The following is a 24160-nucleotide window of genomic DNA, read 5'->3' as shown; positions in this document are numbered from 1 at the left end:
ACCCCTGGCGGGGTTGATTGATGTTTTGTTACCCGGTTTATTGTGTAAGGGTTCGGTACCAACGGTGTACCAATGGCCTCATCTTATGTTCATCCTACGTTTTGAACGTAAGATGAACATAAGATGAGGCCATTGGTACACCGTTGGTACCGGATTGGTACCGGAGTGGATCGGATTACTTTTATGTACCTGATACTCGCTTTCATACCGCTTTGATACCGCTAATCCTACGTTGATCCTACGTTCATGAACGTAGGATCAACGTAGGATTAGCGGTATCAAAGCGGTATCAAGACGGCATTAAACAGCATGGTTTACTACAGAAAAACTTTACAGTTTTATTGCGGAGGTGCAGAATTGACTTTACAGCTGATGGTACATTCAGTGTTCCTTTTCCACCGGCCATAAAGACCTCCCTTGCTTTTTATCATCTTTTCACTATATTCATCGCAGATAAACCTACTCCTGTTGATCAGCCAAATCGAAACTATGCGTAAATGTCTGTTGTTCATTTCCTTAGCCCTCTTTATCTTTCCTTGTAGCCCACTTTCCGCGCAAACGAAACAGTATGTCACTGACAGTAGTTTACAGGTACCATTGAAGGATGGTACGATGCTGAGCTGTATGCTGGTGTATCAGAAGGGTGCTAAATGGCCTTTACCGGTTGTTTTAAGGATTAGTTGTTATCCAATGGCTGCTGATACCACCCGGGCACAGTTCGTGGCAGATAGCGGCTATGCAGGCGTTTTTGTCTATAACAGGGGGAAAGCCCGTTCAGGGGGTAGTTTTTATCCTATGGAGAATGATGCGGCAGATAATTACCAGGTGATCGACTGGATCAGTAAACAGGCCTGGTGTAACGGCAAGGTGGGTATGTACGGAGGTTCCTACCTGGGATTTGCGCAATGGGCCACGGTGAAGAAAGTACATCCTGCCCTCAAGACCATTGTGCCGCAGGTAGCAGTAGGACCGGGCATCGATTATCCTAATCCGGGCGGGATATTTCTTACCTACAGCCTGCAATGGCTGAAACTGGTGAGGAACAATCACTACATGGACCTGGCCACCTTCCAGAACGAAAAAAAATGGAAGGACCTTAACACCGAATATCTCTTGCGGGGCCTGCCTTTTAATAAGCTGGATTCCCTGGAAGGAGACGGAACGGATACGGTGTTTCAACGCTGGATCACCCATCCCGGCAATGACGATTTCTGGCAGCGGATGACGCCAACAGTGGAGGAGTTCTCCCGGATCGGCATCCCCATCCTGACCACAACCGGTTATTTCGATGATGACCAGCGGGGTGCTATGCACTATTACAACATGCATAACCGATACGGACCGAAAGAAGGGGTTAATCAGCACTACCTTTTCATCGGGCCTTTTGATCACGCCGGCGGACAGGGAGGTCCACGGAGGAATGTCATTCCCCCGTACCAGATCGATACGGTTGCCATGGTAGACCAGAAACAGCTGGTGCTGGACTGGTTTAATTATACGCTGAAAGGAGGGAAGAAACCGGCCTTCCTGCAGGACAGGATCGCGGTATTTGCAATGGGAGAGAACAAGTGGCATTACTTTCCTTCGATAGAAAAAATGAACCGCGATACGCTGTCTTTCTATCTCCCTGTTAAGTCGGGAGAAACCTTACACACAAGGAAAAGAGGAGGGAGGCCGCTGACATTCTCCTATGATGCTGCTGATCCTGTTGATGATACTATTGTGATCTATGACGGCGCCAGTTCTATCATTACAGAAGGGGTTTTCAGGAAGAAATATCTGCTGACTTTCAGCACTCCGCCTTTAAAGGAAGATATGATCATCAATGGGTCCATCACTGCAAACCTTTGGTTGTCTTCAGGTACACCCGATGCAGACATCATGATCAGTTGGTGGGAGATAGATGCCAACGGAAACAAATGGCCGCTTTCACATACTGTACAACGCTTGTCTTTAAGTATCGATAAGACAAAACCTGTTTACTGGAAGCAAAACGAAGTACATCATATCACGCTGGATGACAGCCACTGGATCTGTAAACAATTGAAAAAGGGGAGCCGTATTGTAATGACTATCAGTCCGGCGTCAAACCTGTACTGGCAGAAGAACTACGGTGCGGCAAAAGATGTGAGCCAACAGACTTTGCTCGATACCTTACTGCAGGAACTGAAGTTTTATCCTGAGTCTCATTTCAGTGTACCCCTCATGTAGCAGTATGTCCTATGCTGTTCGGTTGTACTTGTCATGTGGCAGCGGGGCATTTGGCAGTATGCCATATGCTGTTCAATTGTACCGCCATATGGCAGGATGGGCATGTAGCGGTATCCCGTATGCTGTTCGATTGTACCTGTCATGTGGTAGGGGCATGTAGCGACTTATCATATACCGATCGGATGGTATACTTGTCAGGTGGATATCCTATTTAAAAACATAGTAACCCAAAGCCAGCCACAGAAGGCCTTTCAGGAGGAAGAAGATAAAACCCCAGAAGCCGATACGCTTGATCCATTTAACAAAGTTCTTCCTGGGAGCGGGTTTAGACTGTTGTTCCATATACGTTAACATGAATGGCAATACCCTGCAAGTTACGGGATTGCAGCTATTGTATAAAATAAGTAAGGAAAAATAACAAAACATCCTGATATTCAGGAATTGTTGTATATATTTGTGCCCATTCTATAACCAACTTGATAAAACCTCATGGGACAAACGAAATTACCCGAATTCTTTCACTGTGATGATTATTTTATAGACGAGAAAGTAGGCCTGTTGAAATTTGCGAATGCTTATAAAGTATTTAACCAGGACGGTCAGCAGATCGGAAACATCCGTCAGGTCGTACCGCTGTGGCACAAGTTCCTGCGTCTTTTACTCGATAAAAGAATGTTCCCGTTTACACTGAACATTGCGGATGCAAATGAGCAGGTGGTGGCTTCTATTCACCGCGGCTGGACGTTCTGGATGTCGAAGATCGAGATCCGTGATATGAACGGTGTTGTAGTGGGTGGTATCAAACAGAAGTTTAAGTTTATGAAACCGCTGTTTCACATCCTGGATGCCAATGGTGCTGTACTGGCTGAGATCAAGGGCGACTGGAAAGCATGGAATTTCCAGATCGTTGATTCCGCTGACAGGGAATTGGGCGCTATCAGTAAGAAATGGGCCGGCGCTTTCAAGGAAGTGTTCACTACTGCGGATAAATACCGTGTTACCATAGCAAAGGAGTGTCCTGAAGATGTCAATAAGATGGCCATTGTAGCGGGCGCTATCACTATTGATATGGTGCTGAAGGAATCTAAGTAACAAAAGATATGAAGAAAGGGATGGTACATTACGGTGTATCATCCCTTTTCTATTATATCGGGCTCTCCGGGTCGATTCCACGCATTTCCATGGCCTGATATTTGACGAGGTTGCTTTTTAACATGATCCGTATTTTAAATCATGTCTTATGAATATAACCAGGCAGGAGCCATTGTTTTGTATCGGAATCGGGTGTTCGGCCGGAGGACTGACACCGGCATGTGAGTTTTTTCAACAGGTCGTGGAAAAAACAGGCGCTGCCTTTGTCGTAATTCCCCACCTCGGCAGAGAACATAAGAGCAGATTCAGCGCTATTTTAAAAAAGTTTACCAATATGCCGGTACACCGGGTGGAAGATGATATAAAGCTGGAGACGGACCACATATATGTACTTGCTGAAGACAGGATGATGATCGTGGAGGACGGTTATCTCAAAGTTCGGAGGCGTTATTCCCGGGAGATCATTAACAAGTCGATCGACATCTTTTTTAAATCCATGGCGAAAGCCTACAGGGAAAATGGTATTGGCGTTATACTGTCAGGTATGGGCAACGATGGCATTGAAGGTATTAAGGTGATTGAAGATTATCACGGACTGGTCATTGTGCAGGACCCGGACACGACCGATTTTAACATCCTGCCGCAGGCAGCCATTACTAAAGACGATCCGCATGCGATCCTGCCACCGGCAGACATCGCGCGTTTCCTGTTAAGGCACCTGAAAATGGATACCAGTGTGAATTGAACGGATTTGTTTTTTACATATCTTTAGCTGTTTTAAAGTATTGGTTGAAAAGACCAGAGATTAAGTAAAGCTGTTTGCATGTCGGATACACATACTGAAGGGGAGGTGAACAGGAGGCGATCTGGTTCTGCACCCAATGCCGCATTGAAAAGTATTTTAGCGATCCTGTCAGAATCTTCGGGTGTGGACTTCCTCCAATACAAGCTTTCCACGATCACCCGGAGGCTGCAACGGAGAATGTCGCTTGTGAATGTTCAGAGCTTTGAAGAGTATCTTACGTTTATAAAAGACAATGAAGATGAACAAAATATAGTTTATGCGGACCTGCTGATCCACGTCTCTTCCTTTTTTCGCGATGAAAGCAGCTTTGAATACCTGTTGCGGTATGTACTGCCACAGGTAGTAAAGCAGGCCCGTGAAAAGGAAGAACAGGTGCGTATATGGGTAGCGGGATGCGCTACAGGAGAAGAAGCCTATTCCATCGCTATCTGCCTTTATGAGTTAATGGGAGATGAGCACTTCTCCAACAAGGTGAAGATCTTTGCAACAGACCTTTCTGAAGCCGTGATTGCTACCGCACGTAAAGCCATTTATTCAAAGACACAGGTAGCGGGAATATCAGCAGCACGGCTGGCGCAATTTTTTGCAGAAAGGGAACAAGGTTACGAAATATCGGCCATCATCAGGGATGCATGCGTATTTGCCTGCCATAATATGCTGACAGATCCTCCGTTTGCAAATCTGCACCTGATCAGTTGTCGTAACGTGCTTATTTACATGCAACCGGTATTGCAGAAAAAAATGCTGAGCATATTCAACTATGCGCTGACAGACCGTGGTTTTCTGTGGCTGGGCAAATCCGAAACCAACAGATCTCCCGATCTCTTCGATATGCCATCGAAGAAAACGAAGATCTACCTGAAAAAGAATGTAGATAAATGGACGCTCAGGAATGCGTTCCCGACTAATAAAAAAATAAAGCATATGACACCAAGCTTTGATCAGGAGAGGGATGAGAATATTGATGCTCAGAAAGCGGCCGACAGTATTATACTTTCGATGTATGCACCGTCTGCTGTGCTGCTCAATGAGAAGTTCGATATTATTGAGTTCAGAGGTGTTACCATGCAGTTTTTTGAACATGGCCCTGGAAAAGCCAGTCTGAACATTCTCAAACTTGCGCACAGGGATCTCGTACATAGTCTGCGGAGTGCGCTCAGCCATGCGCAATCTGCCAAAAGGAATGTACGGAAAGAGGGACTGACCGTCACAACGGGTAATACAACACTCCATGTCTCATTCGAAGTGGTACCTATCAGCAACCTGAATGAAAGTTACTACCTGGTGATCTTCAATCAGCAGCAACAGCAGGAGTTGAGCGGGGAGCTCCAGGCAAGGAAGCCTGATGTGCCGGAAACGACTGACGAAAAGAACCTGCGCATTCTGCAACTGGAGCGTGAAGTGCAACGCTATAAGGAAGAGTTACGTGCGGTTGCGGAAGCATATGAGGCTACCAACGAAGAATTGCAGTCTGCCAATGAAGAGCTCAAAAGTCTGAATGAGGAACTGGAAGTGTCGCAGGAGGAGCTGCAGGTGATCAATGATGAACTCAGCACCCGCAACAATGACCTGGTTGACAGAAATAATCAGCTGAACAATGCCCGGTTGTACGCCGAATCTATCGTGAATACTGTACACGAATCCCTGCTGATCCTCGATACAAATATCCGCGTAGTAAGCGCAAATGCTTCTTTCTATCGTACGTTCAAAATGGAAAGGAAAGAGACGGAAGGAAAACTGCTGTATGAACTGGGCAACAAGCAATGGAACACGTCAGAGCTGCGTTCGCTGATGGAGAACCTGATGACTTCCAGGACACCCTTCGCGAATTATGAACTGACATACAAGGCTACCGGCAATGGCCTGAGAACCATTAAGATGAATGGTCAGTTAATTATTTCTCAGGACCTGAAAGAAGAACTGATCCTCATCGCCATAGAAGACATCACCGAGGTAAGGGAAGCCAGGGAGCGCATTGCGCGCAAACAGGAAATAGTGCGTAACAACGAGGAAAGGCTTCGTCTGGCGCTGGAGGGGACAAAGACAGGTACCTGGGATTTTAACCCGCTTTCACAAGAGCTGTTACTGTCTGACAGAAGCAGGGAGCTGTTTGGTATCACATCTTCCACACCATTGGAATTTGAGAGCTTTATCAAAGCTATTCACCCTGCGGATGCACCGGGTGTACGGGGGCGCATCGCTGCAGCCCTGGCAGGTAAAGACAACGGATATCTCCATTTTGACTTCCGCATTAACCTTGCCGAAGATAAAGTGGTTTGGATATCCTGCAAGGCGCAGGTCTTCTACGACGAGAATGGCACGGCAGTACGTATCCTGGGCGTGGTGACGGACATTACAGAAAGCAAACAGTTTGAGAAGCACCTGCAGGAAGTGAACAATAAACTAAACTTCGCCCTGCAGACCGGACGGCTGGGTTCCTGGGAACTGGAGCTGTCTTCCGGTATGATGCATTGTAATGAACAGTTCAGAAGCAATTTCGGGTTGTCTTCACAAACACAGCTGACCTATGAGAAATTGTTATCGCTGATATTACCGGAAGATGCGCAGCGTGCAGACGAATCGTTTCAATATGCATTGAATAACCGGGTATTGTATGTGGAGGAATACCGTATTAAATGGCCGGACAATTCCATTCACTGGATAGCGGCTACCGGACAGGGTGTCTACGATGAAGAAGGTACGCCGAAAAGAGTGATAGGTGTAGCGCTCGATATTACCGAGAGAAAACAGGCCCAGCTGAATCTGCAGCAAAGTGAGGCCTACTTCCGTATGATTGCCGATACGGCGCCAGCAATGATCTGGATTGCAGAAAAAGACGGCTCCTTCTCTTTCTTTAACAAGGCCTGGCAGAAATATACAGGGCGTTCGCTCTACCAGAATACGGATAGCGGGTGGTATGATATTATGCACCCGGAGGATATCGATAAATGGAAGATCAGTTTCAGCCGCTCCTCCCGCGACAGGAAGAATTTCTATGCAGAGTTCCGCCTCAAAAGGCATGACGGTACTTACCACTGGCTGGCCTGTTCAGGTATACCACGCTTCAATTCACAGGATGAATTTGTGGGCTTTATTGGTGCCTGTACAGATATTGACGATCAGAAGATGGTGGAAGATGCATTGGAGCGGAAGGTGCGGGAAAGGACCATTGCCCTCGAAGATGCCAATGCCAATCTCTCGAAGCGGAACCATGAACTGGAGCAGTTCGTTTTCATCACTTCCCATGATCTGCAGGAACCATTACGTAAGATCCGCCTGTTTGCCGACATGCTGGAAAGCGTGAAGCCCGGCACCACTAAGATTGATACGGCGCTCTACCTGCGCAAGGTAAAGCAATCGGCTATACGCATGTCTGACCTGATCCGTGACCTGATCGCATATTCCCGGCTGGAACTGGGTGAGAATGCATTTCTGCCGGTGGATCTCAACCAGATCGTGACGAACGTCATAGAAGATTTCGAGCTGCTGATCAAAGACAAGAACGCAGTAATAGAAGTGAACGAACTGCCGGTGATAGATGCAGTGCCGTTACAGATGAACCAATTGTTCTATAACCTGATCGGTAATGCCCTGAAATTTTCCGGCACAGATGGCGACAGCCGGGTTACCATCACCGCCAATAAGATCTCGGATGCGGAATTAAAGGACCTGCCTTCGCTGTCCGAGGGTCCTACCTATTACCGGATCGTCGTGGCCGATAACGGCATTGGGTTCAACCAGGTCTATGCGGATAAACTGTTTGTCATATTCCAGCGTCTGAACCAGAAAGAGAAATTTGAAGGAACAGGTATTGGTCTGGCGCTTTGCCGGAAGATCATGGATATCCATAACGGGGATATTCAGGCGTTTGGGGTGGAGCACCAGGGAGCTTCTTTCCATGTTATTATTCCTGAAACACAACAGTAAGACACAATAAAATAACTTTTCCAGCGTAATATACCCACAGAAATGGCTCCCCCGGGGGGCCATTACTATTTCCAGCATTATGCAAACAGCCCGCGTTTAACATATTGGGAATCAGAGTTTATTATTATTGTAATTTTTAATATAAATTTGCGTAATTTTTCGACCTAATTAGTATTTTAGACACTGGTTGGGCTGCTTGTAAAAGACGCCGACCTACCATATTTGTTATGAGGCCTATCCTATGTCTTTTTTTCATTATTGTGCAGCTCATCGCCCGGGGACAGACGGCGCCTGCACCTCCGTCTACAGCACCGCCTCCGGCGGGCACAGTAGCTCCGGCAGGTCCGGTGAAAAAAGGCAATTTTGAAACAGAATTTAAAATGAAATCGGGAAGTTACCTGGGCTTCGGACAGGTGAATCTCGGTATGGGGGAAATAGGGTTTAAGGTGGTTGTGTTCTGCCAGAATAAGGATAAGAAGAACGGCCGTCTTGAATTTCGCATTGACCGTCCTAAAGGAAAGAAAAGCAGGCGTATCGGTACGCTGAAGATCCCTTTTACGGGAGATACGACCTATGCATTAAAGTTAACCGGTAATCCCAAATACTCCTATGGGATACACGATCTTTATCTTGTAGCGAAAGGTAATCCCTTCAGTATTACTTCCATCACTTTTGTGCAGGATTATTGACGAGCGTCCTCTGACTTGATAACATTTTCATTATTCATGTGAAGTAGCTGGTTCAGTGTCTGCCCTCGGTGCACTCAATGCTGTTTTTATTATTCACGCTAAGTACCCCGGTTTCAGTATGGGATGCCGGTCGGCGCCTCTCTGGAATGCTATTGGGCGCTGTCGGGCGAATAGGATTTGGGATGTAGATTGAACTGCACTTGTCGTGTCGCCGGAGAGCCGAAGGCCCGACATTCCCATCTGAAACCGTTGCTACTTCCGCTCTCCCTACTATGGCATATGGGGAGCTGCTTGTTAGGACGATTGCGACGGAGGTTTTCTTAATACTGTTTTTATTATTCACGCTAAGTAGCCGGCTTCAGTATGGGATGCCGGTCGGCGCCTCTCTGGAATGCTATTGGGCGCTGTCAAGCGAATAGGATTTGGGATTTAGATTGAACTGCACTTGTCGTGTCGCCGGAGAGCCGAAGGCCCGACATTCCCATCTGAAACCGCTGCTACTTCCGCTCTCCCTATGACTAGTTATGGCGCCATACTTGTCGGGAGGTAATTGCCTATTGCTCATACAGTGTAAGGATATAAGGATAATCTTAACAATGAGGACAGACGTTTCTCAACGTCCTGCAGTTCCTTACTATAAGCGGATGCCAATGAGTATAACGGTTTCAGGTGGGAATCACTGGCCTTAGTTATTTGAAGTGCTCACGCGTCGCACCAGGGGTTTAATAGTCCCCCAACGCCAACCCGCCTTCCCAAAGCTGACAGTAAGGAACTTCAAAGAACTACAGCCAGTGATCCCAGCCTGAAACCGAGGTATCGCCAATCTCGAAGACAGGCATTACGGATACAAGCAATAACAAGGAACTCAATTGGGATACACGCAATTGTCGTTGGAATTCAACGTGAATGCAGACAACTCCCTGCAATAGGATCACTGGGGTAATCCCTGTAATGCGTAAGCCGATACAGACAATTGCGGCTGTATTTTCAGCATGAATGTCTGCACTTCCTGTTGGTCAGGATTGCTTAGCAGCTCACCTGTTGTCAGAAGCATATAGTCGCCCAGGACACCAAGCAGTGTAAGCGTCGCTGTTGTATACACGATCGCGACTTTGTGAGCAGCCTTGTTGGTGATATCGGAGGCAACGATCTCGAACCGGTGGCTTTCAAAAGGAACAGGATTTCCCAGGTTATCCGTCAGCCCCGGGATCTGTTGCTGCAGTTCCTTCACAAATAATCCTATCGAGAAACCCACTTTATAATTGAGCGACCCCGCTTTGGGGTTGGCGCCCCGCACCTGTTCCCAGGTACTGAACTGGTGATCCCGGTTGTAGGCCTGTACCTGCATGAGGAATTCGTTATAGCTCTCGTGAAACACATCCTTTTCGAAGGAGGTCCTTGCATGCATATCGATGATCTGTCGGAAAGAAAGTTTTATCAGCGCTTTTTCCATTGTTCAGCATTTATGTCTAAGGTAGTGTTTTCACGGCAGCCGGCCATGGTGGCCGCCGTACTTAGCGGTAAACAGGCGGTTTTTGTAGGTTAACCGTAACTTGATAAGCATTTTTTCACTCCGATATTATCGCAGTATGTTAAAAGAAATATAAATCTTGATTATTTTTTCTATTTTAGGTGTGAAATTGACACGTTGCGAAAAGTATCGTTATGAAAATCAGGCTGCACACTATGTAAATTGAAAACCTATGTAGTTGTACTGTGCTATTGACCCGCTACCATGTATTCTTTAACTAGCAAAAAACACATTTTAAATGATGATGACGACCAGTAGTGTCTAGGGACGGAGGTGCTATTGCATTGTCCGTCGTAACCAAAATCAGCGATAGGAGTTCGCCTTTCTTTTAACCACACAATTTAAACGTATGAAAAATGTAGACCTGTTGAAGGTCAGGCCCCCTCATGCCTGGCAGTCAGCACTATTGCGCATGAAATTTACTCTACTGCTTTTTTTGCCCGCACTGTATCCGCTTATGGCTGTTGCGGATGGCTATTCAAACTCATTTTCAATCCGACAGGATATCATATTAAAGGGGAAGATCGTTGACAAAAATAAAGAGCCGGTGATCGGCGCCACTATCAAAGTTGTAGGGACTTCAAAAGGGACAACCACATTACCCGATGGCTCTTTTTCGTTGAGCGTCGCAAATGGCGCTCAGGTGACTATTAGTGCAATCGGTTTCCTTCCACAAACACTGACTGTCAACGGCAGCGCTCCGTTGAACGTAACACTCGATGCAGACACCAAAGGCCTCAGTGAGGTAGTGGTGGTAGGTTATGGCGCCCAGAAGAGAGAAGCTGTATCCGGTTCCATTGCAACGGTAAAAGGTGCTGATCTTGTCAAGTCGCCGGCTACCAACCTGTCCAACTCCATCGCCGGACGTATGCCAGGTGTAACTGCCATGCAGAACAGCGGCGAGCCTGGTGCTGACGGTTCTTCCCTCCGCATCCGTGGTTCCAACACCCTCGGAAACAACGACCCGCTGATCGTAATAGATGGTGTGGCTGGTCGTACCGGCGGTCTGGAGCGATTAAATCCGCAGGATGTCGAGAGCATATCCGTACTGAAAGACGCTTCCGCTGCGATCTATGGCGCCCGTGCAGCCAACGGTGTTATTCTCGTAACAACCAAACGCGGTAAGAGCGGCAAACCTCAACTGTCTTATTCCTTTAACCAGGGCTGGTCACAACCCACACACATCCCCGAAATGTCCAACGCTGCCGAGTATGCGCAACTGAGGGATGAGCTGAGCCTTTACCGTGATGTACCCGGAAGAGAGTGGGCGGCTGCCTGGGACGTATACAAACAAAACGGTACCTATACTTCCCCGACTACCAACAAGAAATGGGACGTGGCTTTCGGTCAGACGGAGATAGAGAAATTCCGCAACAGTACCGACCCCTGGCTGTATCCGAACACAAACTGGTACAAATCCACTTTTAAGACATGGTCGCCGCAATCCAACCATAGCGTACAGGTGTCTGGTGGTAATGAGAACATGCGTTACCTCACCTCCTTCGGTTACCAGTCGCAGGATGCTTACTATAAAAAATCCGCCACCGGTTACGATCAGTACAGCCTGCGTGTCAACCTGGATGGAAAGATCAATAAATTCGTGAATGTCAGCGTAGACATGTTAGGTCGCCAGGAGGAGCGTAATTATCCTACCCGTAGCGCCAGTGACATCTTCCGTATGCTGATGCGTGGTAAACCTACTGAGCCCGCCTTCTGGCCGAATGGTCTGCCTGGTCCGGACATCGAGTACGGTAACAACCCAGTGGTGATCACTACCGACCAGACAGGATACGACAAGGATAAACGTTACTATGTACAGACCAATGCCCGCCTGGATGTGTTAATCCCCGGGGTGAATGGTCTGAAGCTGAGCGGTAACGTGGCATTCGATAAGTATATCAAGAGTACTAAACGCTGGATGACACCCTGGTACCTGTATACCTGGGACAAGAAAACCTATGAGCAGGATGGTAAAACGCCGCTGTTAGTAAGGGGCAAACGTGGTACTGATCAGGCTACCCTCAATCAGGGAGATGAAGATCAGAGCAACCTGTTATTACGTGGTTTGCTGACCTACGACCGTACCTTCAACAAAGATCATACAGTGAACTTTGTGTTCGGTGTAGAAAGGGAAACTGTCAATTCTGAGACTTTCAGCGCCTTCCGCAGGTATTTCATTTCTCCATTGATCGACCAGATGTTTGCCGGCGGCGATGCAGAGAAAGACAATGCCGGTAGCGCCTGGGACCGTGCCCGTCTCAACTATTTCGGTCGTGTGGCCTACAACTATAAAGAGAAATACCTGGCGGAGTTTGTATGGAGGAATGATGGCTCCTACATGTTCCCCAGCAATTCCCGTTTTGGTTTCTTCCCTGGTCTGATGCTGGGCTGGCGTATATCTGAAGAAAACTTCTTCAAAGAGAACGTGAAGTTCATGAGTTACCTGAAACTGCGTGCATCATGGGGTAAACTGGGTAACGACCAGGTATACTTCGACGATAACGGCGATGGTACGCTCACGCTGCAGGAATATCAGTATTATTCCACTTATGGTTTCGGCAGTTACATCCTGGGAGGCAATGTTGTAAAATCACTCTTTGAAGCACGTATACCTAACCCGTACATCACCTGGGAGGTAGCCAACAACTACAACGTTGGTCTGGATGGCGCCCTGTTGAATGGTAAGATCTACTTCGAACTGGACGCGTTCATGAACAAGCGTTCCGGCATCCTGGTAAGAAGAAATGCATCCGTACCACAAACAACGGGTATGACGCTGCCTGCAGAGAACATCGGTAAGGTAGATAACAAAGGTTTTGAATTCCGCGTTGGCTACAACGATAATGTTGGCAGTAAGTTCCGTTATGACGTTAGCGTGAACGGCGGTTATTCGAAGAACAAGATCGTGTTCTGGGATGAAGCACCTGGTGCTCCAACCTGGCAGCGTTCTACCGGCAAGCCGATGAATACTAACCTGTATTATGAATATGATGGTGTATTCAAAGACTATGCAGAGATAGATAAGAATGGTATAGACTATACTGCGCTGACAAATAACCTGCGTCCGGGCGATATGAAGTTTAAAGATATAGATGGTAACGGAAAGATCGATGGTGATGACAAGGTAAGATATGGAAAGAGCAATCAGCCGACCTTTACCGGTGGTCTGAACGTGAACATGCAATATGGTAACTTCGATATGGCCATTCTCGTGCAGGGAGCTACGGGCGGTGCATTGCACATCAATACAGAATCCGGTGAGATCGGCAACTTTACGAAAGATTACTATGACAACCGCTGGAGCCCTGACAATCCAAATGGCGAACACCCACGTGTAAATGACCGTAATGATACCTATTGGGCCACAGGTAACACGTATTGGGTCCGCAGTACTAACTACGTACGTCTGAAGAACCTGGAGATCGGCTACAGCATACCCGATTTCCTGAAGAAGAGAAGCGGTATCACTACGCTGAGATTATATGCAAACTGTCTGAACCTTTTCACCCTGGACAATCTGAAGATCCTTGATCCTGAATCTGTGAGTGGTAATGGTCAGTATTATCCGCAGTCAAGGGTATTGAATGCAGGTTTCAATTTAACTTTTTAATCAGCAGTATCATGAAACAACTACTTAAGAAAATATACATCTGTATTGGGATGGCAGGCGCGTTGACTGTTGCTGCGTGTAATACCGATTTCCTGAATACAAGACCTTTAGGGGAAGCTACCAAAGATGATGTGTGGCAGGACCAGGCATTGACGGAAGCCTTCGTAAATGAAATCTATAATGGCCTGAGCAGCGGTGGTTTCCTGGAAACCATGTTATCATCTGCCACCGACGAGACCATGTTCACGCACAACTACGGTATGAAGAACATGGGAGAGGCGACTATCAGTCCTACGGATGCTGAGTACGTGAACAACCGCGGTACTTTCCAGTGGGATGATATGTACAAACGCATACGCGCATGTAACGTATTTTTCCAGAACATACAGAAAGTACCTTTTGATAAAGCGGGAATGGGAGACCGTCTGAAGGGAGAGGTATACTTCCTGCGTGCTTACTATTATCATCAGCTGGTGCGCGCTTATGGTGGTGTGCCATTGATAGATACGGTGTATACTTTGGCGGATAAGGATTATACTATCGCCCGTAACTCTTTCTCTGATTGTGTGGAGCATATTGTGCGGGACTGCGATTCTGCTGCCCATTTACTGCAGGGTAAGGAGAGCATCACTGTAAAGGGCCGTGCTACAGAAGGAGCGGCGCTTGCGCTGAAATCACGTATACTGATCTATGCGGCAAGTGATTTGTATGACTTCCCTACTGCCAGTGTCAAAGCCCAGGTGATGAAAAATATCGAGACACCTGATGTATTAGGCTATACGAGCGGCGATCGTCCTGCACGCTGGAGGCGCGCCAAGGCTGCTGCCCAGGCGGTGATAGCACTCGGCCGTTATTCGCTGGCATTTGCTACACCTGCGTCACCTGAAGAGGCGAGCACTAATTATCAGCAGATGTTCCTGAAGGATAATTCTGAAAGTATTTTCTCCCGTTACTTTGTGAATGCCAAGTCAGAAGCTGGCGGACAGATCGGGCTTTACAATGGTTTGAATGGTTATCACAACTGGTCCGGTAATACGCCTACCCAGCTGCTGATAGACGACTATGAAATGGCGGATGGTACACCTTTTAACTGGGGCAATCCTATGCATAAGGCGCAACCATACTTAAACCGTGATCCGCGTTTCTATGCAAGCATCCTGTATGATGGGGCGAACTGGCGTCAGCGTCCTTCTGACGTTGCGGCGAAAGATCCGGCTAACCAGGCACAGACGGGTATTTACCAGGTGTGGGACGCGGAGCGTTCACAGGTGATCACTATGCCTGGACTGGATACCCGCCAGGGACCGATAGAAAACTGGAATGGTAGTTTCACGGGATATTATATGAAGAAGTTCATTGATCCTGCTGTGGATGCACAGTATTTCCGTCAGGAGGTGCCATATCCATTCTTCCGGTATACGGAGGTGTTGTTCAACTATGCAGAGGCTTGTATGGAGCTGGGTGAAGAAGATGAGGCACGCAGGACACTGAATGAGATCCGTACCCGTGCAGGCATGCCGGCGATCACAGAATCGGGGGCGGAGCTGAAAGCGCGGTTCCAGCGTGAGAAGGAGATAGAGATGGTGTTTGAAGAGCAGCGGTTCTTCGATGTGCGTCGCTGGATGGTGGCGCCGGCAACTGTAGGACGTGCGTTACGCGGGATAAATGTAGTGGGTAAATTAAAGCCGAATGTCAAGGTAACTTTGTATCAGCATGATGAGAACAGTTATGACTATACTTATACGCCGGTGACGTTGGTGAATGAGAACAGGATGTGGTTGGATAAGATGTATTTTATGCCGTTGCAGCGGGATGAGATGAATAGGAATAATAAGTTAGTGCAGAACCCGGGGTATTAATCCTCGACTTGCTGCGGTTTCCTGAAGCAGTTATTTCACAAGGGAAGTTCTATACTGTGCGGCAAGCGGTATAGGACTTCCTGCATTAGTCATGGCCTGGCTTTGTGCTGACGCGAACCAGTTGTGTTATCTGGGCGGCATTCGCAGGATGTACTATACTGTGCTGCAAAACGCTCTTTAGAACGTTGATTTGGCGACGGTGAGCGTGTGGGATTGGGAGCGCTATTTACCTTCGTCAATCGTATCACGCGTCTTGAAGGCACAGTATAGTACTTCCTGCTGCGCCTACACAATGGGCGGTAGACGGCTTTAGTTAATTGTCGTCGCTGCCGCGGTTGCTGTTGTTGTGGAAGTGGCTGTAGCTGTAGCTGCTGTTGCGGATGTTGCGGATGTTGCTGCAGCTGGTGTCGTTGTCGTTATTGCCTTAGCCTTGAGCACTTCTTTGGTGTGGGCGAGGGTCAGGCTGTCTTTAATTAATTCTTTGAAGAATGGGGCTATTGCTGTTCCATTCTTTATTTTTTCAGGAAGGTCAGGATTGGTAATCGCTGTTCTGCCGATGGAGATCAGGTCTGCTTCGTGATTGGATATCAATTTGGTAGCCAGAGCTGTGTCGTGCATGCCGCCATTTACAATGACTGGCTTTCCTGTGATTTGTTTTGCTATACCATTTGAGGAACTTCCATTGTCGTATAATGATTCTCTTGCCCAGTTCCCGCCCTCGGATGCGATGTGGATGTAGCTGACGTCCACTTGTTTTAGAATGTTGAATATTTCCTTCGCTGTTGCTGCGCCGCCCGGCCATCTGTAAGTGAGGTCGTTCACTTTGCTTTCTGAGAGGCGTATGCCTACGATGAAGTCTTTCGGGACAGCGGCCTTGATGGCGGTGAATACTTCAATCGGGAATCGTAGTCTTTTTTCATAATTACCTCCATATTCATCCTCTCTTACATTCGTGTGCGGAGTGATAAACTGGTCCAGCAGGTAGCCATTGGCTGCATGTATCTCTACGCCGTCGAATCCCGCTATTAATGCTCTGATGGCCGTTTGTACAAAACCGTCTTTTGCCTCCTGCATGTCTTTTCTGCTCATGGCTGAAGGCAGGGGGAATGGGCCCTGCAGACCTCCGGGTTCTGTGTTTCGGAGGCCCTTGGGCTGTATGGCGGAAGGAGCAATTGTTTTAGCACTATGCTGAGATAGTGCGCCTCCGTGCATTAATTGGAGGATAATGAGCGCGTTGGGATCTGCCTGGTGTACTTTGTCGGTTACCTTTTTCCAGCCTTCTACCTGTTCATGGGTAACGAGGCCCGGCTGATGGTTGTCGGTCTTGCTGAAAAGATTGTCTGTGTAAGTGCCTTCAGTAATGATAAGACCGAAGCCACCTGCTGCGAAGGCTGCATAGTAGTCTGCCATTTCGTTCGTTGGTACACCGGTAGCTGTAGCGCTTCTGCGCGTCATGGGAGCAACGGTGAACCTGTTCTTTAGTGTATGGCTTCCTAATTTTATTGGCTGAAATAGTATGTCTGTATTTGTGTTCATAGATCGTTTGATTAGGATACAAAGATGAGATGGAGGAGGGGAGATGGACGTATAACTAATTTAATATTTGGGGTTAAAATTGTTTAATATCGTATGTTCAATGCCTGTACGTGTGTTGATCATTCGCTGCAATCGGCTCCGTAGGTGCCGCGTGTTTGTAGCGCGGGGTTTTCAACCCCGGGAATTTTGAATATATTGCGCACGAAAGAGAATAGGAAAAGCGATTGATTTTTGCATATTCGTTTGCATTTTTGCCATTTGCATTGGTTTTGGCGCTGCTTTCTTTGCTAAGAATTGTCCCTGTATATTTTAATGAAATTCCCTATTATGGCTTGAAGGTTTTTTTTGTATCAATACTTTTGGTTCCTTTTTTCGGATTTATTATGGGTGCTGTAAATTGGGTCTTTTTGAACTTCGGAGATTATTTGTATTCCTGTATGCTTAATATCTGGGGCAAGGGGAAAGGCAGAAACTAATGACTGCTATAACTATTAAAATGAATAAAAAGTATGTTTTAGATAATACCACTTCATCTACTCAAATGGGTGTGATCGTGGCGTCATTATCATTGGGTTGCTTCTTCTTTCTCTTTTTTTTTATAGACTGGGATTGGGGATCTATAGTTCTGGGAATCATCGCCATGCTGTTTTCTGTCCCACTCAACATGTTTATGAAACTGTTTTCGGAAGTTTATACCGATGGAACCTCCTTTTTTATAAAAAATATTTATCAAAAAGAACAGCGGATAGATGCTGCACTTTTCGATAGAATAATAGATATGCGAACTGTTATCCCGTACCGTGACAGCCGGTATTATACTATTCTTTTCAAAAACGGAATGAAATTCCATTTTATGAAGAAAACGACTAGTTTGCTGGGACCTCCCCCGAAAGATAAAGCCAAACTCGCGGAGGAGTTAACCAAAGCAGTAAATGACTTTCTTAAGGCGAAAACAACACTCTCTTTTTTATTTTTTATCTTTTGGGTTAATCAGACTCAATTTTCTCTCTGATTAATGTATAACAATGAAAATATTCACTTTTGTTTCTTATTTGGCGGCTTTAATATTGGCCTATTTGGCAACTTATGGGTGGGTTATATTTTTTCGAAGACCGGCATAGGTTTCACCGCTTCCCGCCCTTCCTGATCTGACTCAAAAACACCGGCGTTATCCCTAAAAACGAGGCTATATGCTTCTGCGGCATGCGCTGCTCCAGTGTCGGATATTTCTTTACCAGCGCCTCATAGCGCTCGGCTCCCGTCATTGAAATTGAGTTTAGAATGCGCTGATCCTGAGAGATCATTGCCTGCTGATTCAATATCCGCCAGAACTTTTCAAAAGCGGGAATGTCCGTGAAAAGCTGTTCCAGCCCGTTCCTGTCTATTTGCAGTACGACGGTTGCTTCCTGTGCGATGATATTGATCCTGGAGGGGACCTGTGGTATGAAGCTGCTGGCATCGCTGATCCACCAGTCTTCCATGGCAAAGTGGAGGGTGTGCTCATCGCCATTATCATCTACATAAAAGGAGCGGAGGAAACCGGAACACACGTAGCTCTCGTGCTTACATATTTCGCCCTGTTGCAGGAGGTACTGCCGTGGCAGCAGCTTGCGCAAAGTAAGGAAGCTGCAGAAATGTTCCTGTTCTTCCGCAGAAAGGTGGATCCGTTTCTGAACGTGATGTAAGATAAGCTGATGCAGATCAGATAGTGGCGGCGTAGCACTCATAAGACTGGTTTCTTCTTAAACAAATATAGTAACCATCTTAAAAAATAGTAAGGCGAATCAACCTTTTATAGAATTCCTCCCAACTTTCCCTGTTAGTTTTTGTAATTTTCCCCTGGCTTTATTCAATAAAACCCAATTACCATATGCTGATGCAAAAGACAAAGGTGTGTCTGATCGTTGCCCTGGCAATGACAGCCATCACCACTTCCGTATTTGCCGGCGGTCCGGGCAAACCCGGCGCCATTGACGTTAAACCGGATGCCAACAATGCCGGACTGAAATTACCCGCCGGTTTCGGTGCACTGAAAGTAGCCGACAGCCTGGGCAGGGCCCGCCATATCGCCGTAACCAGCAATGGTGGTATCTACATCAAACTGGACAGGGCAAAGAACAATAATGGTATTCTCTTTCTCCAGGATGCAAACGGCGACGGTAAGATTGATAAGAAGACCGGCTTTGGCGTCTACGGCGGTACAGGTATCTATGTAAAAGGCGATTACCTGTATGCTTCTTCCAACGAAGACATCTATCGTTATAAACTGGATGCGCAACAGCAGGTGATCGATCCTGAACATCCGCAAACGGTGGTGAGCGGCCTGATCAACCGCAGACAACATGAATCGAAATCGATCGTGCTGGACGATAACGGAAATATCTATGTTAATATCGGAGCATATTCCAACTCCTGCCAGACGAAAGACAGAACAGCAGGTTCCCTGGGTATGCAGCCTTGTCCGGTACTGGATTCTGCAGCCGGTATCTGGCAGTTCAAGGCCGATAAACAGAACCAGACCTACGGCGATGGCGTACGCTATGCCACCGGTCTGAGGAACGTGGTGGGACTTGACTGGAATAAGTCCCTCAACCAGCTGTTCGTTATGCAGCACGGCCGCGATCAGCTGCACGACCTGTTCCCGAATCTGTATACTGAGAAACAGTCGGCCGACCTGCCGGCAGAATGTATGTATGCGCTGAAACAGGGTTCTGACTGTGGCTGGCCATATATTTACTACGATCCGTTCCAGCATAAAAAGATGCTCGCGCCCGAGTATGGCGGCGACGGCAAAAAGACTGGTGGCGATAATATAGAGGAGCCTGTAGTGGCTTTTCCTGCCCATATGGCGCCTAACGGCTTACTGTTCTATACAGGTACTCAGTTCCCCGAAAAATACCGTAACGGGGCTTTTGTGGCCTTCCATGGGTCATGGAACCGCTCTCCTGAGAACCAGGCCGGTTTTTATGTAGTGTTCGTGCCGTTCAAAGATGGTAAGCCTTCCGGTAAATGGGAAGTGTTTGCAGATGGATTCGCAGGTCCCGGCCCGATAAAATCGCCCGGCGATGCAGCACACCGTCCGTGCGGACTGGCACAGGGACCGGATGGTTCACTGTACGTAACTGATGATGTGAAAGGAACTGTTTACAGGATCGTATATAAGACTAAATAGACATGAGAAAATGGATACTGGCAGTTATGCCACTGATCGTTGGAGCACTGGCTGTGCATGCGCAGGTGAAGAAACCTGCTTCGGCAAAACCGGCAGCTAAGCAGGCCACCGGAGCCACCGCCAAACAAGCCGCCGGCGCCGGCGCTCAGATAGCAAAAGGTAAGGTACTTTATAAACAGTACTGCATGTCCTGTCACCAGGAAAACGGAACGGGTGTACCCCGTATGAATCCGCCGTTGGTGAAGACCGAGTATGTGCTGGGCGACAAGACAAGATTGATCGGGATATTACTGAACGGACTAAACGAAGACGTGGAGATCGACGGGGAATATTACTCCAATCCGATGCCTTCACAGGCGGCCCTGAAAGACCAGGAGATCGCCGATATACTGTCTTATGTCAGGAATAGCTTCGGCAATAAGGCCAGCACCGTTTCCGCAGCAGAAGTGACTGCGGTGCGTGCAACCGTAAAGTAAAGAATGTGAATATTTTAACAGCGGCATTTATCCAGTGTGGGTAAATGCCGCTGTTTTTTAATTGCTTTTGTCAAACAGATTTCTAACATTTGCGGAAAATTTTAGGGACATGTCAGTGAATCCAGAAGTGGTGCGGGAGGTTAGTGAATTCAATAATTATTACAACAGCCTGGCGGAATTGTTAAACAGGCACTTAGCGGACAACAATCTATCATTATCAGCATTACGTGTACTGATAAAGTTAAAGGAGGAAGAAGATCAATGCACTGCAGGTAAACTGATTGCGACCCTTGGTATAGACGGCGGATATCTCAGCCGCATCCTGAAGACCTTTGAAACGAATCAGCTCATTTCCAAGCGTAAATCCACCATGGATGGCCGTACCTGGTATCTGCAGCTGACCCCCAAAGGACGTAAATTGCTCGAGATCCTGGAAGAAGGGTCCGCGCAGCAAATATCCCAATTGCTGGAGCCACTGGGCACAGAACAACAACTGGCGCTGGCCGGGGCTATGAAAACGGTAAGGCATATCCTCTCTGACGACGCTAAGATCTCTGCGGATGATATTACCTACAGACGCGACCTCCAACCGGGGGATGCCGGCTTTATCATGCACATGCACGGCTCTCTGTATGCGAAGGAAGCAGGGTACAACCTCGAATATGAGACGCATATCTGCAAGACCTTCTATGAGTTCCTGGAAGCTTATAATTCCTCGAAAGACCAGGTGTTCCTGGCCATGCATGGCAACCAGATCATCGGTTCCATCGCTGTATTGGGGCACTCGCGTTATGCTACGCAGATGCGCTGGTTCCTGGTGCATCCCGATTATCGCGGACTCGGTATCGGACAGCGTCTGCTGACAGAAGCGATCAATGCTGCGAAAGAAAAGCTGTTCCAGAAGATCTATCTCATTACCACTGCCCAGCAGGTGGCCGCCACAACATTGTTTAAGAAGAATGGCTTCCGTAAGTCAGGCGAAAAACATATGCCAATGTGGGGACTGCAGCTCACGGAAGAACGCTATGAAATAGACCTGATTTAGCAAGAAAGACTTTTATTGTTAACCCCTTGCTTTATTTAAAACATTTAAATATTTTTAGTACGCTGTAGTTTATCCAGGGTTCATTGTAATCATTACATAAAACCCTTTAAATGAAACATCTGCTAACCCGTATGCCGGTTTTGCGATGCAAAACGGCTATGATTTGTGTAAAGACACACATATTAGCAAGGTCTCTCTTCCCCTCCATTTACAATCAATCAGTCGATTATGGCCCATAACCCGTAAGGTCAATGGCGTCTCTATACCATTAACTGCCTTCGCAGGCAGATAGGCTGTGTTTACTTATAAAAACCACGTTCACATTATTCCTCATCCTTCAAAATTCAAAACCATTTTAAACATGAAAACACTTTTACAGGTGGCAGTACTGGTGCTGTGCTTACAATTCAGCAGCGCAGGTCAGCTTACCAATTTCAATGCAACAGCAGAAGCATTACAAACCAGCATGTACAACACTTTCGGCGTGCCTAATGAAAACTACTGGTGGTGCGCGCATGGTGTGGATGCACTGCTGGACGGTTACATGCGTACGCGTTCCGAGACCTATAAGACACGTATGAAATCATTGTTGCTGGGCATCAGGAGTTTCAATGGTAATACCTACATCAACTATTTCTACGACGACATGGAATGGCTGGGTATATCCACTTTACGCGCCTGGCATGAAACAGGTGATGCTGATTATTACAACGTAGCCAGTACACTGTGGACGGATATTAAAGGTGGTTACAGCAATGGCGCTATAGACTGGAATAAAGGTTGTGCCGGATGTAAGAACTCCTGCGCTAATGCGCCGGCGATCATCCTGGGAGCAAGGATGTACCGCATCAACAACTCCGCAGCAGATCTGCAATTAATAAAAGACATCTACACCTTTATGAAAGCCCACCTGGTAGATCCGGTAACCGGGGCTGTATGGGATAATATCAATCTGAATACCGGTGTTACCAACAAGGATTGGATCTTCTCCTACAATGTCGGCACTTTCATTGGTGCAGGCTGGGAACTGTATAAGGTGACCGGCGATGTTAACTATCTGAATGATGCGGTAAAAACTGCTGAATATGCGATGAACAGCAGGCGTACCAACGGTATGTTCTTTGCCAATGAAACAGGTGGTGGTGATGGCGGTCTTTTTAAAGGGATCTTCATCCGCTATCTTTCTGAGCTGGCCCGCGAAGGGAATATACCCGCAGAGACAAGAGCACGTTACAAGGAAGCTATCCGCTTTAATGCACAAACCTTAAAGACCAGTGGTATCAATCCTTCTACCAACCTGGTAGGCACTGTATGGTCGCAGCAGCCATCCGGCAGCACAGATTACGCTACGCAACTGAGTGGCGTAAAAGTTATAGAGGCAGCTGCTACTTTGGATCAATCATTCTTCTACAAGGATATTAATTATGGTGGCAGTTACTGGGGATTGAATGTAGGTAGTTATAATACTGCTGCACTGGTAGCAAAAGGCATCCTCAATAATGATATTACTGGTTTTGCCATTCCTGCAGGTTACCAGGTAAGGCTGTTTAAGAATGACAATTACCAGGGGGAAAGCCTGACTGTTTCCGGCAACAGTGCATGGATCGGCGGCGCCTGGAATGACAGTGTTTCTTCGCTGATTATCAACTATACAGCCGGCGCCAGTTTCTTTAAAGACTGTAACTATACTGGTGATGTGATAAGTCTGGAGGCGGGCGATTATACCGTGACACAGTTACAGGCAAGGGGTATATCGAATGATGCGATATCTTCTCTAAAAGTGAGCAGTGGTTACCAGGTAATACTATATGAGCACGACAATTTCGCTGGCACTTCTGTGACTACTTCCACAGATCTCAGCTGCCTGGTGAGCCAGAATTTCAATGACCTGACAAGCTCTTTGCGGATCATTGCAACAGGTGCTGCGCCTGTCGCATCAACGCTGGCACAGATGGCTCCTGCAGAAAAAACCACGATCAAAGGATTGATATTATATCCTAACCCTGCAGGCAACACGCTGTATGTAAAGACACAGGATGATCTTAATGGTGCAGATATAACGGTAACGGATCTCAGCGGCAGGATGAGGATGAGAAACCGGTTGACAGGTAACAGTATTAACGTATCTGGTTTATCGTCGGGTGTATACTGGATCACGATAGTGAAAAACGGAAAAAAGATCACACTTTCTTTTGTGAAATAACTGC

At 47.1% G+C, this 24160-nt stretch carries 16 protein-coding genes; 12 read left to right on the top strand and 4 right to left on the bottom strand.

The genetic code is table 11. The annotated features are described in order from the left end of the window. Nucleotides 1–489 precede the first annotated feature (489 nt). Complete coding sequence (locus L3C95_RS32295; RefSeq protein ID WP_236394867.1) at nt 490–2211, top strand: CocE/NonD family hydrolase; 1722 nt, start codon at nt 490–492, stop codon at nt 2209–2211. Nucleotides 2212–2418: 207 nt separating this feature from the next. Here L3C95_RS32295 and L3C95_RS32290 read toward each other — a convergent pair whose 3' ends face one another. Further along, nucleotides 2419–2553 (bottom strand): alanyl-tRNA synthetase, encoded by a 135-nt coding sequence (locus L3C95_RS32290; RefSeq protein WP_236394865.1) that lies wholly within the window; start codon nt 2551–2553, stop codon nt 2419–2421. 147 nt (nt 2554–2700) lie between these two features. Here L3C95_RS32290 and L3C95_RS32285 point away from each other — a divergent pair, with 147 nt between their 5' ends. From L3C95_RS32285 to L3C95_RS32270, 4 genes are all read left to right on the top strand, one after another. Continuing rightward, on the top strand, nt 2701–3303 hold the full coding sequence (locus tag L3C95_RS32285; protein ID WP_236394864.1) for a phospholipid scramblase-related protein: 603 nt from the start codon (nt 2701–2703) through the stop codon (nt 3301–3303). Nucleotides 3304–3451: 148 nt separating this feature from the next. Continuing rightward, a complete protein-coding gene (locus L3C95_RS32280) occupies nt 3452–4048 on the top strand; it encodes a chemotaxis protein CheB (protein ID WP_236394862.1) in 597 nt (198 codons plus the stop codon). A gap of 78 nt (nt 4049–4126) precedes the next feature. Continuing rightward, nucleotides 4127–8035, top strand: a complete 3909-nt coding sequence (locus L3C95_RS32275; protein WP_236394860.1) for a CheR family methyltransferase — start codon at nt 4127–4129, stop codon at nt 8033–8035. A 227-nt stretch (nt 8036–8262) separates the two neighbouring features. After that, entirely contained in the window at nt 8263–8724 is a 462-nt protein-coding gene (locus L3C95_RS32270) for a carbohydrate-binding protein (protein WP_236394858.1), read from the top strand. Nucleotides 8725–9655: 931 nt separating this feature from the next. On the opposite strand, the gene L3C95_RS32265 is transcribed toward L3C95_RS32270, so the two are convergent. Continuing rightward, nucleotides 9656–10177 (bottom strand): hypothetical protein, encoded by a 522-nt coding sequence (locus tag L3C95_RS32265; RefSeq protein ID WP_236394857.1) that lies wholly within the window; start codon nt 10175–10177, stop codon nt 9656–9658. A gap of 427 nt (nt 10178–10604) precedes the next feature. Here L3C95_RS32265 and L3C95_RS32260 point away from each other — a divergent pair, with 427 nt between their 5' ends. Together L3C95_RS32260 and L3C95_RS32255 are read left to right on the top strand one after the other, a co-directional pair. Further along, nucleotides 10605–13865 (top strand): SusC/RagA family TonB-linked outer membrane protein, encoded by a 3261-nt coding sequence (locus L3C95_RS32260; RefSeq protein ID WP_236394855.1) that lies wholly within the window; start codon nt 10605–10607, stop codon nt 13863–13865. 11 nt (nt 13866–13876) lie between these two features. Beyond that, the gene (locus tag L3C95_RS32255) at nt 13877–15724 is read left to right on the top strand and encodes a RagB/SusD family nutrient uptake outer membrane protein (RefSeq protein WP_236394853.1); all 1848 of its coding nucleotides are present in this window, start codon (nt 13877–13879) and stop codon (nt 15722–15724) included. Nucleotides 15725–16033: 309 nt separating this feature from the next. Here L3C95_RS32255 and L3C95_RS32250 read toward each other — a convergent pair whose 3' ends face one another. Then, a complete protein-coding gene (locus tag L3C95_RS32250) occupies nt 16034–17260 on the bottom strand; it encodes an NADH:flavin oxidoreductase (RefSeq protein WP_236394851.1) in 1227 nt (408 codons plus the stop codon). A 496-nt stretch (nt 17261–17756) separates the two neighbouring features. Here L3C95_RS32250 and L3C95_RS32245 point away from each other — a divergent pair, with 496 nt between their 5' ends. Next, a complete protein-coding gene (locus L3C95_RS32245) occupies nt 17757–18272 on the top strand; it encodes a hypothetical protein (RefSeq protein ID WP_236394850.1) in 516 nt (171 codons plus the stop codon). A 112-nt stretch (nt 18273–18384) separates the two neighbouring features. Here the strand turns inward: L3C95_RS32245 and L3C95_RS32240 are convergent, their stop codons facing one another. Then, a complete protein-coding gene (locus L3C95_RS32240; RefSeq protein WP_236394848.1) occupies nt 18385–18987 on the bottom strand; it encodes a Crp/Fnr family transcriptional regulator in 603 nt (200 codons plus the stop codon). Nucleotides 18988–19136: 149 nt separating this feature from the next. Between L3C95_RS32240 and L3C95_RS32235 the strand changes: the two genes are divergently transcribed. The 4 genes from L3C95_RS32235 (at nt 19137) to L3C95_RS32220 (ending at nt 24156) form a co-directional block, all read left to right on the top strand. Next, complete coding sequence (locus tag L3C95_RS32235; RefSeq protein ID WP_236394846.1) at nt 19137–20432, top strand: PQQ-dependent sugar dehydrogenase; 1296 nt, start codon at nt 19137–19139, stop codon at nt 20430–20432. Nucleotides 20433–20434: 2 nt separating this feature from the next. Then, nucleotides 20435–20908 carry a c-type cytochrome gene (locus tag L3C95_RS32230; RefSeq protein WP_236394844.1) on the top strand — a complete coding sequence of 158 codons (474 nt, stop codon included), beginning with the start codon at nt 20435–20437 and terminating at the stop codon, nt 20906–20908. Between the two features lie 109 nt (nt 20909–21017). Continuing rightward, entirely contained in the window at nt 21018–21953 is a 936-nt protein-coding gene (locus L3C95_RS32225; RefSeq protein WP_236394842.1) for a bifunctional helix-turn-helix transcriptional regulator/GNAT family N-acetyltransferase, read from the top strand. 361 nt (nt 21954–22314) lie between these two features. Continuing rightward, the gene (locus L3C95_RS32220) at nt 22315–24156 is read left to right on the top strand and encodes a glycoside hydrolase family 76 protein (RefSeq protein WP_236394839.1); all 1842 of its coding nucleotides are present in this window, start codon (nt 22315–22317) and stop codon (nt 24154–24156) included. The last annotated feature ends 4 nt before the right edge of the window (nt 24157–24160 follow it).

Source organism: Chitinophaga filiformis (genome assembly GCF_021646545.1).
GTDB lineage: Bacteria > Bacteroidota > Bacteroidia > Chitinophagales > Chitinophagaceae > Chitinophaga > Chitinophaga filiformis_A.
The sequence above is the reverse complement of the archived record's forward strand: the minus strand, read 5'-3'. Positions and strand labels throughout refer to the sequence as shown.